Annotated in this window: 15 protein-coding genes; 10 read left to right on the top strand and 5 right to left on the bottom strand. The window is 69.9% G+C overall.

Features of this window, described 5'->3' with window-relative positions:
• Positions 1-126: 126 nt before the first annotated feature.
• A complete protein-coding gene (gene irr / locus AKJ13_RS04915; RefSeq protein WP_007559805.1) occupies positions 127-642 on the bottom strand; it encodes a Fur family transcriptional regulator Irr in 516 nt (171 codons plus the stop codon).
• A 224-nt stretch (positions 643-866) separates the two neighbouring features.
• Between irr and fabA the strand changes: the two genes are divergently transcribed.
• From fabA to fabI, 4 genes are all read left to right on the top strand, one after another.
• Positions 867-1,403, top strand: coding sequence for a 3-hydroxyacyl-[acyl-carrier-protein] dehydratase FabA (gene fabA, locus AKJ13_RS04910; RefSeq protein ID WP_050732347.1), 537 nt, complete (start codon positions 867-869; stop codon positions 1,401-1,403).
• Between the two features lie 140 nt (positions 1,404-1,543).
• Entirely contained in the window at positions 1,544-2,770 is a 1,227-nt protein-coding gene (gene fabB / locus AKJ13_RS04905) for a beta-ketoacyl-ACP synthase I (protein WP_050732346.1), read from the top strand.
• Between the two features lie 59 nt (positions 2,771-2,829).
• Positions 2,830-2,952, top strand: coding sequence for a hypothetical protein (locus AKJ13_RS33045; RefSeq protein WP_279596884.1), 123 nt, complete (start codon positions 2,830-2,832; stop codon positions 2,950-2,952).
• A 192-nt stretch (positions 2,953-3,144) separates the two neighbouring features.
• Positions 3,145-3,975 (top strand): enoyl-ACP reductase FabI, encoded by an 831-nt coding sequence (fabI, locus tag AKJ13_RS04900; protein WP_050732345.1) that lies wholly within the window; start codon positions 3,145-3,147, stop codon positions 3,973-3,975.
• A 12-nt stretch (positions 3,976-3,987) separates the two neighbouring features.
• On the opposite strand, the gene AKJ13_RS04895 is transcribed toward fabI, so the two are convergent.
• Positions 3,988-4,245, bottom strand: a complete 258-nt coding sequence (locus AKJ13_RS04895; protein WP_050732344.1) for a hypothetical protein — start codon at positions 4,243-4,245, stop codon at positions 3,988-3,990.
• A 105-nt stretch (positions 4,246-4,350) separates the two neighbouring features.
• Between AKJ13_RS04895 and AKJ13_RS04890 the strand changes: the two genes are divergently transcribed.
• Positions 4,351-4,590, top strand: a complete 240-nt coding sequence (locus tag AKJ13_RS04890; protein ID WP_007559814.1) for a DUF2188 domain-containing protein — start codon at positions 4,351-4,353, stop codon at positions 4,588-4,590.
• A 16-nt stretch (positions 4,591-4,606) separates the two neighbouring features.
• Positions 4,607-6,133, top strand: a complete 1,527-nt coding sequence (locus AKJ13_RS04885; RefSeq protein ID WP_050732343.1) for a DUF6880 family protein — start codon at positions 4,607-4,609, stop codon at positions 6,131-6,133.
• Positions 6,134-6,252: 119 nt separating this feature from the next.
• Here AKJ13_RS04885 and AKJ13_RS04880 read toward each other — a convergent pair whose 3' ends face one another.
• Positions 6,253-6,621, bottom strand: a complete 369-nt coding sequence (locus AKJ13_RS04880) for a DUF427 domain-containing protein (RefSeq protein WP_050732342.1) — start codon at positions 6,619-6,621, stop codon at positions 6,253-6,255.
• The gene (locus tag AKJ13_RS04875) at positions 6,618-7,508 is read right to left on the bottom strand and encodes a methyltransferase domain-containing protein (RefSeq protein WP_050732341.1); all 891 of its coding nucleotides are present in this window, start codon (positions 7,506-7,508) and stop codon (positions 6,618-6,620) included. The genes AKJ13_RS04880 and AKJ13_RS04875 overlap by 4 nt, the downstream gene beginning before the upstream one ends.
• 182 nt (positions 7,509-7,690) lie before the next feature.
• Here AKJ13_RS04875 and AKJ13_RS04870 point away from each other — a divergent pair, with 182 nt between their 5' ends.
• Both AKJ13_RS04870 and AKJ13_RS04865 read left to right on the top strand, forming a co-directional pair.
• Positions 7,691-7,936: a hypothetical protein gene (locus AKJ13_RS04870; protein WP_050732340.1), complete on the top strand. Its 246-nt coding sequence runs from the start codon at positions 7,691-7,693 to the stop codon at positions 7,934-7,936.
• A gap of 18 nt (positions 7,937-7,954) precedes the next feature.
• Complete coding sequence (locus AKJ13_RS04865; RefSeq protein ID WP_050732339.1) at positions 7,955-8,716, top strand: ComF family protein; 762 nt, start codon at positions 7,955-7,957, stop codon at positions 8,714-8,716.
• Positions 8,717-8,725: 9 nt separating this feature from the next.
• Here AKJ13_RS04865 and AKJ13_RS04860 read toward each other — a convergent pair whose 3' ends face one another.
• On the bottom strand, positions 8,726-9,319 hold the full coding sequence (locus AKJ13_RS04860; protein WP_050732338.1) for a GNAT family N-acetyltransferase: 594 nt from the start codon (positions 9,317-9,319) through the stop codon (positions 8,726-8,728).
• 297 nt (positions 9,320-9,616) lie between these two features.
• On the opposite strand from AKJ13_RS04860, the gene zapE reads away from it, so the two are divergent.
• Positions 9,617-10,849, top strand: coding sequence for a cell division protein ZapE (gene zapE, locus AKJ13_RS04855; RefSeq protein WP_050732500.1), 1,233 nt, complete (start codon positions 9,617-9,619; stop codon positions 10,847-10,849).
• A 32-nt stretch (positions 10,850-10,881) separates the two neighbouring features.
• Entirely contained in the window at positions 10,882-13,803 is a 2,922-nt protein-coding gene (locus AKJ13_RS04850) for a response regulator (RefSeq protein ID WP_050732337.1), read from the top strand.
• Positions 13,804-13,809 lie beyond the last annotated feature (6 nt).

Genomic DNA, 13,809 nt, shown 5'->3' with positions numbered 1-13,809 from the left:
ACCGCGACACGCCCCCCTACGGGAGAGGGGAACCGCGCACATCCGGAAACGACCGATGCGTAACAAAAAAGCCGCCCGAAACCGGGCGGCTCGATCTCGACGCGGCGGCCGAGGCGCTCTGAAAAATCAGCTCTGACGGCGGCCAGCGGGGCGAGCGCGGCGGAGACGGACGATCACCTCGACGCCGGCGATCTCCATGCCCTCGGGAGCCTCGGGCAGGGAATCGACCGTGATGCCGCAATCCGGCATGTCGATCACCTGGTTCTCGTCCTCGAGATAGAAGTGGTGGTGCTCGCTCGGATTCGTGTCGAAATAGGCCTTCGACCCATCGAGCGCGAGCTGCCGCAGCAGCCCGGCCTCGGTGAACTGATGGAGCGTGTTGTAGACGGTGGCCAGGGAGACCGGCACCTTGGCGCGCATCGCCTCGTCGTAGAGCATCTCGGCGGTCAGGTGGCGGTCGCCGCGGCCGAACAGGAGCCAGCCGAGGGACAGGCGCTGACGGGTCGGACGCAGGCCGGCCCGGCGCAGACGGTCGCGCAGGTCCGACAGCGGACAGCCGCGGCGCGGCATCCCATTGGCTTCCAGCTGGGGGGCGGGCACCCGGCCGTTGAGGATCGCCTGGAGTGGCAGCAGTTCGGACATTTTGGGACTGAACGCTCGACGAGGACCCTGAAGGAATGGGATTCGCTGCATTATATGGAAGTGGTCATCCGGTCGCAACCCGAGCCGCCTCGGACCCAGTGCGAAGGCGTTGATGGCTTTGAAGGCGCTGCGCCCCGTGCTAACCCGCGCGCCGAAGAACCGGGCGACCGGCGCATGGCGCGCACCCGCCCCGTCGAGAGAGTCCAGAGGAAACAGCCACCTTCATGCCGACAGACGCCGAGACGCCAGAACAGGCCGCGAGCCGCAAGTCGCACTATTCCTACGAGGATCTACTGGCCTGCGGGCGCGGCGAACTCTTCGGCGCGGGCAATGCGCAGCTTCCGCTGCCGCCGATGCTGATGTTCGACCGGATCACCAGCATCGGCCAGGAGGGCGGCGCCCACGGCAAGGGCCATGTCACGGCCGAGCTCAACATCCGTCCCGACCTCTGGTTCTTCCCCTGCCACTTCCAGGGAGACCCGGTGATGCCAGGCTGCCTCGGACTCGACGCCCTGTGGCAGATGCTGGGCTTCCATCTCGGCTGGCTCGGTTCGCCAGGCCGCGGCCGGGCGCTCGGCGTCGGCGAGGTGAAGCTCGCCGGCCAGGTCCTGCCGACCATGAAAAAGGTCGTCTACAACGTCGACGTGAAGCGCGTCCGCCAGGGCAAGCTGGTGCTGGGCATCGGCGACGGCTGGCTCGAGGCCGACGGCGAGCGCGTCTATCAGGTCCAGGATATGCGGGTCGGCCTGTTCCAGAGCTGATCGAGCCCGGTTCGGGGGCGTCTTTCGCATCCGGCGGCAACGCCGGACGCCCTCGGCAGTTGAGATTATGTCCGCGTCACCTTAGCTGACCGGGACGCGGCGCGGGCGACCGACGCCGCGACGGAGGAATCGTCACGACCATGCGCCGCGTCGTCATCACCGGGATGGGCATCGTCTCGTCCATCGGAAACAATCCGCAGGAGGTGCTGACCTCCCTCCGCGAGGCGCGCTCGGGTATCGCGCGCGACGCGAGCTATGCCGAGCACCATTTCCGCAGCCAGGTCTCCGGCCGGCCCAGCCTCGATCCCGAGGGGGCGGTGGACCGGCGCGCCATGCGCTTCCACGGCGGCGGGTCCGCCTGGAACCACGTCGCCATGGATCAGGCGATCCAGGATTCCGGGCTCGAACAGGCCGACATCTCGCACGAGCGCACCGGCATCATCATGGGCTCGGGCGGCCCCTCGACCCGGGTGATCGTCGATGCCGCCGCCATCACCCGCGACAAGGGCCCGAAGCGGATCGGTCCGTTCGCGGTCCCGAAGGCGATGTCCTCGACCGCCTCGGCGACGCTCGCCACCTGGTTCAAGATCCGCGGCGTCAACTACTCGATCTCGTCGGCCTGCGCGACGTCCAACCACTGCATCGGCAACGCCGCGGAGATCATCCAGGGCGGCCGGCAGGACGTCATCTTCGCCGGCGGCTGCGAGGATCTCGACTGGACGCTCTCGGCTTTGTTCGACGCCATGGGCGCCATGTCGTCGAAGTACAACGACACCCCGTCCCGGGCCTCACGCGCCTACGACGCCAACCGCGACGGCTTCGTCATCGCCGGCGGCGCCGGCGTGCTGGTCCTCGAGGAGCTGGAGCACGCCAAGGCCCGCGGCGCGAAGATCTACGGCGAGGTCGCCGGCTACGGTGCCACCTCGGACGGCCACGACATGGTCGCCCCGTCCGGTGAGGGGGCGGTGCGCTGCATGCGCCAGGCAATGGAAGGCCTGAAGGGCGCCCGGATCGACTACATCAACCCGCACGCAACCTCGACCCCGGTCGGCGACGACAAGGAGATCGAGGCGATTCGCGAGGTGTTCGGCCGCGGCGAGGATTGCCCGCCGATCTCGGCGACCAAGTCGCTGACCGGCCATTCGCTGGGCGCCACTGGCGTGCAGGAGGCGATCTACAGCCTCCTGATGATGCAGGACGGCTTCATCTGCGAGAGCGCGCATATCGACACGATCGACCCAGCCTTCGCTGACATGCCGATCCTCCGGGAGCGCCGGGACGGTGCCAAGCTCGGCTACGTCCTGACCAACTCCTTCGGCTTCGGCGGCACCAACGCCACTCTGGTCCTGAAGCACGTAGACGCTTGACAGTCTCATTTCGGAACCACCCCGTGCGAGGCGGCGTTTACCGTCTGTTGAATGGGGTGGTGACCATGGGTACGTTCCTGATCGGTGCGCTGAGCGGCCTGATGATCGCAGGTTGCGCCGCGATCTACGCCAAGCAAGCGCTGATCGAGGAAGCCCGCTCGCATACGGACGGGTATTTCTAGGACGCCCGTCCACCCTGTGATGAACGCCCCGCCCGACGCGGGGCTTTTTTTTTGGCCCGATCCCGGGGCCTCGCGGTTTGGAACGCGCGCCAAGCCGCGCTAAGGCACCTGCGTCGCGGTGCCGTTGTTCACCGCATCGCGGCCCGTTCCGGTTTCCCCGGCGCGGCGTGCTCGTACGGAATGTGAGTCGGCATGACAGGTTTGATGGCGGGCAAGCGCGGCCTGATCATGGGCGTCGCCAACGATCACTCGATCGCTTGGGGCATCGCCCGGACCCTCCACGCCCACGGCGCCAAGCTCGCCTTCACGTATCAGGGCGAGGCTCTGGGCCGGCGGGTCGCCCCCCTGGCGGCGCGGGTCGATTCGGACATCGTGCTGCCCTGCGACGTGGAGGACATCGCCTCGGTGGATGCCACCTTCGCGGCCCTCGACGAACGCTTCGACGGCGAGCTCGACTTCGTGGTCCATGCCATCGGTTTCTCCGACAAGGCGCAGCTCAAGGGCCGCTACGTCGACGTCACCACCCGCGAGAACTTTGCGCGCACCCTGACGATCTCGTGCTTCTCCTTCACCGAGATCGCCCAGCGGGCCGCCAAGCGGATGACGAAAGGCGGCTCCCTGCTGACCCTGACCTACGGTGGCTCTACGCGGGTTATGCCGAACTACAACGTGATGGGCGTGGCCAAGGCGGCGCTGGAAGCCTCGGTCCGCTACCTGGCAAGCGATCTCGGTCCGGACGGGATCCGGGTTAACGCCCTCTCGGCCGGCCCGATGCGGACGCTGGCCGGCGCCGGCATCGCCGACGCCCGCCTGATGTTCAACCACCAGGCGGCCCACGCTCCGTTGCGCCGCACCGTCAGCCTCGACGATGTCGGAGGCTCGGCCCTCTACCTGCTGTCGCCGCTCTCCGGCGGCGTCACCGGCGAGGTCCATTTCGTCGATGCCGGGTACAACATCATCTCGATGCCGCGCCCCGACGTGCTCCAAGCACAGGACGCGGCCGGCGTCGTGGGCGATGCCTGAGGCCTGAGCCGGCTATTCCTCCGGGATCCGGCCCGGCGGGAGCGGACCCCGGCCGCGCTCGCGCTCGGTCCGGACCGGGCGCCGCTGACGCTCGGCCCGCACCTCGTCGTGGGTCGGCGGGGCCGAGGGATAATTCGAGGCGAACGGGTTGGGCGGCGCAGACCGCGAAGAGCCCCCGAAGAGAGAGTCGAAAAAGCCCTCCGCGGCGTGCGCATGCGTCGAAGCGACGAGGAGGCCGAGAGCCAGGATCGGGCGAAGGAGCGTCGTCATGCGGCGCCCGTAGCCTGACTTTCCGGCGGATCGGAGGCCGCGCGGGAACCCCGCGGCGCGCGACGGGTTCGCGCTCAACACAACCGCGTGCGTACAGGAGTCGAGATGTCCGAGGTTACCTATCGCATCGTCGAGCACGATGGCGGCTTCGCCTACAAGGTGGGCGACGTCTTCTCCGAGACCTTCCCGAGCCGCGAAGAGGCACTGCAGGCAGCCCAGGCGGCGGCCGCCGAGCAGCAGGTGCCCGGCTCCACCGAGGGCATCCGCTACCAGGATCAGGCCGGAAGCTGGCATGACGAGACTGCGCAGGGCAGCGATCGCCCCCGCGCCAAGGTTGTGGACTGACAGGAGCGGCGCTGCCGTGGCCTCAGCGAAAGCCACAACCCAGGCCCGCGCCACGACGAGCCCCAAGCCGGACGCCATCGCCAAGCCCGCGCGTCCCAAAGGCGCGCGCCGCACCACCCCGTCGCCGCAGACCCTAGCGGCGCTGGGGGCGGACCGGCTGATCGGCCTGATCCTCGGCGAGACCGCTCGCAACCCCACCTTCAAGAAACTCGTCACCGCGGCGCTCGCCTCCCTGCAGGGGCCGGACGCCGTGGCGGCGATGATCGACCGCCGCCTGGCCGCGCTCGAATCCGCCCAGGGCTACATCGATTGGCAGAAGCGCAGGGCCTTCGCGGCCGATCTGAACGCCACCGTGACCGTCATCCTCGACGAGCTGCGCCCGCTGGATGCCGGCGCCGCCCTGGAGCGCCTTAAGCGATTTCTCGACGGCGCCGATTCCGTGCTGAACCGAGTCGACGACAGCACCGGCGCGGTGCAGGGCGTCTACGAGCGCGCCACCGAGGCCTTCGTGGCGATCGCGGCCGCCCTGTCGCCCGCAGAGGCGGCGCGGGTCGCCGCCGGCCTCGTCGGCCCCTTCACGGCCGACCCGTTCGGCCCGCTCGGCACGCTTCTGACGGAGATGGTTCCGACGCTCGATCCGGGCACGCTGTCGGAGATCGACGCCGCGCTCGCGCAGGCAGCATCCGGGATGCCGAAGGCCGGCAAGGCGCGCAGCCAGGCCGATCATCGCCACATCGCCGCCAGAGGCCAGATCCTGCGCCAGCGCCAGGTGATCGCCGACCGGCGAAACGACGCCGACGCCTATATCGCCCTGGAGCGGGAGATCGCCCCCGGCCAAGAGGACCGTCTCTCGATCGCGCAGCGGCTGCTCTCCGCCGGTCGAGCCCAAGAGGCGCTCGACTGGATCCGCCGCGAGCAGGAGGTCGGCCTGCGCATCGTCACGCGGGCCGACCTGATTGCAGGGTTCGACCCGCGCGGGCCCGACCGAGCGCGGAAGGGGCTGGAAATCGAGATCCTCGACGCGCTGGGTCGGCGCGAGGAGGCGCAGGCGCTGCGCTGGGCGCTGTTCGAGCGCGATCTCGACGCGCCGATGCTGCGCGCCTTCCTCGCCAAGCTTCCGGATTTCGAGGACGAGGAGGCGCTGCTGCGGGCGCTCGATCACGCCGGAGCTTACGGGAATCCGCACCGGGCGCTCGCCTTCCTGGTGGGCTGGCCGGATCTGCCGCGGGCCGCCGGGCTGGTCGAAGAGAAGCGTAAGGTCTGGCTGGGCGAGCACTATTCCGTGCTTGCGCCGGCCGCAGAGGCCTTGGTTCAGGATCACCCGCTCGCTGCGACGATCCTGTATCGCCGCCTGCTCGACGGCATCCTCGAATCCGGCCGCAGCGCCGCCTATGCGCATGGCGCCCGATACCTGCTGGAACTCGACGGTCTCGCCGACCGCCTGGCTGCAGATGCCATCGATCCGTCGCCGGCCGCCTACCGGGAGAGGCTGCGGCGGGACCACGGCCGCAAGCACGCCTTCTGGGGGCTGCTGCGAGACTGAGATTTTTCAAGCCGTGCCGTCGGGCGACGCGAGAACGAGCCCGGGGCCTTCCGTCACTTCGCGATGAAGGCGCGGCGATCATACGCCCGCGCCTCGCGTGAACGGCGGGCGGGCAATCCCTATGACGCGTCCAGAACCTCGATGGCATCGACCCGATCGGGATAGAACGCGACGTGGCCCTCGATCGGCGCAACCGCGGGAAACGGAGCCTCGTAGCTCCACACTCCATCGGCGCGCCGGGTCCCGTTGACCACAAGGTCGAAGTAACGGGCATCGCCCTTGTAGGGGCAATGGCTGGTCCGCGCCGACGGCATGAAATGCTCGGCCCGGATGTCGGCCCGGGGAATGTAGAACACCGCTGGGTAGCAACCTTCGTCCAGGCGAAGCGCATCGCACGTGTCGGCCACCGCCACGCCGGCCACCAGCACGCGAACCCGGCGCGGCTCCGGCGTCACGGTGATCGGATGGTCGGGTCCAGGTTCAATCATGATGTCCTCCCGGGTTCGGGCTTCAGCTCGACGGTTCCGAGGGCGTCGGCGAGGCGCGATTTCGCGGTCCCGGGACGCAGCGGCTTCTGCTGGCTCTCGTGCGGGACCCAGCCGGACAGCCACAGAACCTCGAAGGTCGCGCGGATGCGCCCATCGGGGTCCGAGAAGCGCTCGGCGTAGACTTCCGCGGTGCGCACCAGGGTCGCCCGGCGCAGGGGCGTCCGCCGACGCTCGGTGAGCACGTTGGTCATGCCCATGGCGCGCAGGTCGCGCATCAGCCCGAACGGGTCGGCGTAGCGCACCGTCAGCGTGTCGGTATCGGCCACCGGCAGTGCGAAGCCGGCGCGCTGCAGCAGTGCCCCGGCCTCGCGCACGGCGGCGAAGGGCGCCACCCGCGGGCTGACCCCGCCCTCGATCTCGCTCTCGGCCTGGGCGAAGCTCTGACGCAGCTCGGTCAGAGTGGCCCCGCCGAGAAGGCAGCCGAGGAACAGGCCGTCCGGCCGGAGCGCCCGGCGCAGCTGGATTAGCGTTCCGGGCAGATCGTTGACCGCGTGGAGCGCGAGCAGCGACACGGCGAGGTCGAGGCTTCCAGCGGCCAAGGGCAGGAATTCCGGGTCTCCGACGACCCGATTCCCGCCCGGTCGGGGCACGGCCGAGAGGCGGAGATGAATCGCCTCCGGGTATCGGGCCGCGACGGCCTGCGCAGCGCCGGCGCCGGGGGTGGCCAGGTCGAGCACCGTGCCGAAGTTGCGCAGCACCGCGCCGAGGCGGTCGTCCAGATCCTCGACGACGCGGTCGAGGAGGAAACCGGCGTAGCCGTTCCGCTCGGCCCTGGCGAGGCGTTGGCGGGCGAGGGCGGTGTCGAACAGGGTGGCCGGTGCATCCATGGGCCTGCACATGGCGCTTGCGGCACCGTCCCGCCAGCATTCTCTCCACATCGCTGTGAATGGCAGCGATCGCAGCTGCACACAGACCCGCGAGGTGCCCTAACCTCACGGAACGAGTCGGCATCGTCGCCGTTCCTGCTGCGACTGGCCGCAAGGCCGAGATGGATCAGGGAGTTCAGGTCATGAAGCGCACGCTCGTCGGGGCCGCCATGGCTCTCGCCGCCCTTACCGCCGCGAGCGGCGCCGAGGCCAAGGGCTGCATCAAGGGCGCGATCGTCGGCGGCATCGCAGGCCATTATGCCGGCCATCACGGCCTGGTCGGCGCCGCCGCAGGCTGCGCGATCGGCCGGCACCGGGCGAATTCGCAGGCCCGGCAGCGGGATCAGGACTTCGACCAGCGGGGCGCGCGCCCCGTCTCGGCCCGCTAAGCTTCGTCCTTCGCCCGCATGACGGCGATCGAGGCCGTCACATCGGCCCTGCGCGGCATGCCGCGCAGGGCCTTGTCGTTGATCTACCCGCCGACCTGCTCCGGTTGCGGCAGTGCCACGGCGGATCCCGGCGCCCTGTGCCCGTCCTGCTGGACCGGCCTGCGCCTCATCGAAGAGCCCCTGTGCCAGCGCTTCGGTACGCCCTTCGCCGTCGATCTCGGCGTGGGGCCGCTGCTCTCGCCCCGGGCGATCGCCGAGCCACCGGTTTTCGGGCGGGCCCGGGCCGTCGCGCTCTACGACGATGCCGCCCGCCGTCTCGTCCACCGACTGAAATACGAGGATCGGCTCGACCTGTCCGGCGTGATGGGCCGGATGATGGCGGCGAGCGGCCGGACGCTAATTGCCGAGGCCGAATGCGTCGTCCCGGTCCCGCTTCACCACTGGCGGCTGTGGCGGCGGCGGTTCAATCAGGCGGCGTTGCTGGGCCGGGTGATCGCCAAAGGCGCAGGACTGCCGTTCGAGCCGTCGGCTCTGGTCCGGATCCGGGCGACCCGCTCGCAAGTCGGCCTCAGCCGGCCGGCGCGGGCCGAGAATCTGAGCGGGGCGTTCCGGGTGGCGGCGGCGCAGGCGCACCGGATCCGCGGTCGGCGGGTCCTGCTGATCGACGATGTGATGACGACCGGCGCGACCGGGAACGCGGCCGCCCGGGCGCTTCTGCGCAGTGGGGCGGCATCGGTCGACCTGCTCACCTTCGCGCTGGTCGGTGACGCCGTCGGGTAAGGCTCCCGGTCAGGCCGAGGCTCGCTCGCGGCGCGGAAAGCTCACCGCCAGGGTGAAGTCGAACGCCTCGGCAATGCTCTCGTACCAGAGCGAGAACGGCGTGGGCCGGGCCAGATGGAGCGCACCCTCGGTCTCGGTCCCGGCACGCTGCAATGCAGCCCCGTGCTTGGCCGCCAGCCGCAGCATCGGGCCGTTGCCCGAGAGACAGCGCACATGCAGGTCGACCACGCCGCGGTGGCGCGCGGCGCGCGCGATCCGGGCGAACAGGGCCGCCCCGATACCTCGGCGACGGAAATCCCGCTCGACCGCGAAGGCGGCCTCGGCGCGCGGCCCCAGGACATAGGGCGACGAACCGGTTTCCATGGGGCGCAACTCGGCCAGCCCGTGCAGGTCACCATCCACGAAGGCGCCGTACATCACGCCTTCGGCGGTCAGCGCCTGCGCGGCATAGGCCCGCACGCCGGCTTCGCTGACATTGCCCATGAAGCGATTCGCACGTGCCTCCGGATCGAGGCGCAGGAAGTAATCGAGCACCGCATTGCGGTCGGCCGGCCATAGGCGCCGGACCGTGTGGGCCGACACTGCGAGGTGTCGAACAGCCATGATGGGTCTCCGGTCTGAGCGCGTTGTCGCGCCGATGAGTCCGGACGTTCCTCCCCAAAGACTAGGATGATCTCGCATTCCCTCGGCCGTTGTGCAATGCAGCAATATGACCGAGCCCCGGCTTAGGCAGGCTGCCATGCGTGGGCCTGATGGAACGGTTTGGCGTCGCGTGTTCTGTCCCGGGCTTGATTCGAGCCGAGCTTGCACGGCACAGGGAGGCGGCTCGGGTCGGGAACGGCCGATCGGGTACGGGGGGTGCCGGTCCGGCGCCGTAGCGAGTTGCAGGGGACCGGCAGCGTGAGCGAGCAATCCGGGAAGCGACACGCGCCCTCCGCGGAGGCTCGGGCCGGCGCCGTCTCGCCCGGCCCGGTTCACGAACGCTACGAAGCCCTGGTGGCCACGGGCGCCATCGAGCGCGACCCCGCCCAGGGGCAGCTGGTGCGTGCCCTCGATCGGCTGCTTCAGGATCTCGGACGCCGCAAGCGTGCCAGCAAGACCAGCGCGCTCGGCTGGTTGTTCCGGCGCAAGGACGAGGCCGAATCCCCCAAGGGACTCTACATCTGGGGCTCGGTCGGGCGCGGGAAGACCATGTTGATGGACCTGTTCCACGAGGCTGCGCCGGCCCCGAAACGGCGCGTCCATTTCCATGGGTTTCTCGCTGATGCGCACGAGCGCATCCACGCCTATCGGCAGGCACTGAAAGCCGGCACCGTGAAGGGCGACGACCCGATCGGTCCGGTGGCCGACCAGCTCGCCGACGAGGCGACCTTGCTATGCTTCGACGAGTTCACGGTGACCGACATCGCCGACGCGATGATCCTCGGGCGCCTGTTCGGGCACCTGTTCCGGCGCGGCGTCACCGTGGTGGCGACCTCGAACGTCGAGCCGGATCGGCTCTACGAGGGCGGCCTCAACCGCGCCCTGTTCCTGCCGTTCATCGCGACGCTCAAGGAACAGGTCGAGGTCGTTCGCCTCGATTCACGAACCGATTTCCGCCTGGAGAAGCTCGGCGGCGCGGCCGTTTATCACGTCCCGGCGGACGAGGCCGCCCGCGCGGCCCTGGACGCCGCGTTCAAGGCGCTGACCGGCAAGGCCAAGGGTCGCCCGGCCACGATCCAGGTCCACGGCCGGGACGTGGCGGTTCCCGAGGAGGCGAACGGTGTCGCGCGCTTCAGCTTCGACGACCTCTGCGGGCAGCCGCTCGGCGCATCGGACTACATGGCCCTGGCGCGTTCCTTCCACACGGTGATCCTCGACGGGATCCCGGTGCTGAGCGAGGCCGAGCGCAACGAGGCCAAGCGCTTCATCACCCTGGTGGACACGCTCTACGACCGGCACGTGAAGCTCGTCGCGTCCGCGGCCGCCGAGGCACAGGACCTCTACAGCGCCGAAACTGGGCGCGAGGCGTTCGAGTTCGATCGGACCGTCTCCCGCCTGATCGAGATGCGCTCGCACGAATACCTCGCTTTGCCGCATGGACGGGCTGATTCCGAGGCCTCGGGTGCGAGCACCGGGCTGGTGGAGACGTGAGCGGTCGTCAGGGAGTCGGATCGATCTTTCGTTTGCGGCGGCCGAACTGGCGCGGCGCCGGTCCCCTGGGACCGCTGCTCGGCTCACCCGCCGCCTTCATCCTGCTGGTCGTGGCGCTGGTCGCGGGCACGGCCAATTACCTGGGCGGGGAAGCCGACCGCGCCGCCACCGCGCAGGCCAACGCCACCATCGCGGGGGTCGAGCGCCTGCTGTCCGAGGTCAAGGACCTGGAGACCGGCGAGCGCGGCTTCGTCCTGGTCGGCAGCGAGGATTACCTGGCGCCCTATACCCAGGCGCTCGGCAAGATCGAGACCGAGCTCAGCGCGCTCGGCTCGACCGCCCAGGAGCCGGTCCGAACCGGCGCCCCGTCGCTCGCCGGCTTGGTGGCGCAGAAGCGCGCCTTCGCCACCCGCGTGGTCGCGGCACGTCGGGACAAGGGCTTCGACGCGGCCACCGACCTCGTCCGCACCGGCGAGGGCAAGCGCGTCATGGACGCAATCCGCATGGAGGCCGCGGCCCGCCAGGCGATCACCGCACAGCATCTCGCCGACCTGCAGACCCGGGAGCGCTGGCGCGGGCTGGTCCTGTTCCTGCTTTCCGGCGCGGCGGCACTCGGGGCGATCGTGCTGCTCGCCCGCCTCGCCCTGGTGCGGCGGCAGGAATCGCTGCGGATGTCGCGGCTGCTCGACGGCGTGCTGGCCAACGCCCCGGTGGGCCTCGGCTTCCTCGATCGCGACCTGAAGATCCGCCACATGAACCGGGCGCTCGCCACGATGAGCGAGCGCGGCTTCGGGGCCGATCTCGGCGCCCCGATCTGGGCCATGCTCCCGACCCTGCGCGAGGAATTGGCGCCCAAGCTCGCCGCAGCGCTTGAGGAAGGCCTGGTCTCGCCGAACGTGCCGGTGGCGGTCCCGACGCCGTCTGCCCCCGGCGGGGTGCGCCAGTTCTCGATGAGCTTCTACCCCCTGCGCGGCGACGGGACCGGAGGCGACAGCGGCCAGGATGTCGAGGGCGTCGGCCTGGTCGTGGTCGACGACACGATCCGCCACCTCGCAGAGATGCGGACCCGGCGCAGCGAGGAGCGCTTCCGCTCGCTGATCGAGGCCAGCGCGGCGATCGTCTGGACCGCCAACCCGGAGGGGAGCCTGCACCGGCGCCAGACAGCCTGGAGCCGCTTCACCGGCCAGGACGAGGCCACCTATTCCGGCCTCGGCTTCCTCGACGTCATCCATCCGGACGACCGCGCCCACACCCAGGCCGACTGGACGCGGGCGGTGACGACGCTGCAGCCCTACGCCACCGAGCACCGGATCCGGGCGCGCTCCGGCGCCTACCGCCACATGAGCGTGCGGGCGGTCCCGATCTTGGAAGCCGACGGGACGCTGCGCGAATGGGTCGGCACTCACACCGACATCACCGAGCGCAAGGAGGCGGAAGCCGCTATCGAGGCGGCCCGCGCGGCAGCCGAGGCGGCCAACGAGGCCAAGAGCCAGTTCCTGGCCAATATGAGCCACGAGCTGCGCACGCCGCTCTCGGCGGTGATCGGCTATTCCGAGATGGTCCAGGAAGAGCTGGAGGATCTCGGTGAGGCCGACCTCATCGCCGACATGAAGAAGATCGAGTCGAACGCCCGCCACCTGCTCGGCCTGATCAACGACGTGCTCGACATCTCCAAGATCGAGGCCGACCGGGTCGAGATTTACGCGGAGGATTTCGATGTCGCCGAGGTGGTGCGCGACGTCGCCGCCACGGTTGAGGGCCTGATCGCGAAGAAGGGCAACACCCTGGCCCTCGACCTGGCGGAGGATGTCGGCACGGCCCATACTGACGTGACCAAGCTGCGCCAGTGCCTGATCAACCTCCTGAGCAACGCGGCGAAGTTCACCGAGAACGGCCGGATCACCCTGGGCGTCAGCCGCACCGTGGAGGCTCTGTGCTTCACCGTCACGGATACGGGCATCGGCATGAGCGCCGAGCAGGTCGGGCGGCTGTTCGAGCGCTTCACCCAGGCCGACGCCTCGACGACGCGGCGCTTCGGCGGGACCGGGCTCGGCCTGTCGATCACCCGCGCCTTCTCGGAGATGTTGGGCGGGTCCATCGCGGTCGAGAGCCTGGAAGGGCAGGGCACCACCTTCACCCTCACGCTGCCGGTGCAGTTCCAGGGCCCGGAGGCCGAGCATGCAGGCCTGGCCGGCGAGAGCCCGGGCGACCGCCGGACGATCCTGGTGGTCGACGACGATGCCGCCACCCGGGATCTCCTCGCCCGCTTCCTGGAGCGCGAAGGGTTCTCCGTGGCGGTGGCCGAGGATGGACGGCGCGGGCTCGAGCTCGCCCGCACCCTGCGCCCCCGAGCGGTCCTTCTCGACGTGACCATGCCGCAGATGGACGGCTGGGCGGTGCTGCGCGCCCTGCGGGCGGACCCGGAGATCGGCGCGACGCCGATCGTGATGGTCACGGTTCTGGACGAGCAGAACCTCGCCTTCTCGCTGGGCGCCACCGACTATCTGCAGAAGCCGATCGACTGGGGCAGCCTACGCCACGTCATCGACCGCTTCCGGCCGGTCGCCGCCGAGGGTCCGATCCTGGTGGTCGAGGATGAGGCGGATGCGCGCGCCCATGTCTGCGCCTATCTCGGCCGCGAGGGCTTTCCGGTGGTCGCGGCCGAGAACGGCGTGCGCGCGCTTGAGACCCTGGAGGCGGAGCGGCCCTGCCTGGTGCTGCTCGACCTGATGATGCCGGAGATGGACGGGTTCGGCTTCCTGCGGGCCCTGCGCGCCAGGCCCGACTGGCGGGACATCCCGGTGGTGGTGCTGACCGCCAAGGACATCACCGCCGAGGATCGCCGTCGCCTCGCCGGTCAGGCCGACCGCGTGCTCGCCAAGGGCACGACGGGCTTGAGCGAGCTGGCCCGGGAGCTTCGGGCGCTGATGCCCGGGCACGTCGAGGCGGAGTAAGCCGGC

The sequence above is a fragment of the Methylobacterium sp. ARG-1 genome (assembly GCF_001262595.1).
Lineage (GTDB): Bacteria > Pseudomonadota > Alphaproteobacteria > Rhizobiales > Beijerinckiaceae > Methylobacterium > Methylobacterium brachiatum.
Note: the sequence above shows the minus strand (reverse complement) of the source record. Positions and strands in the feature narration are given on the sequence as shown.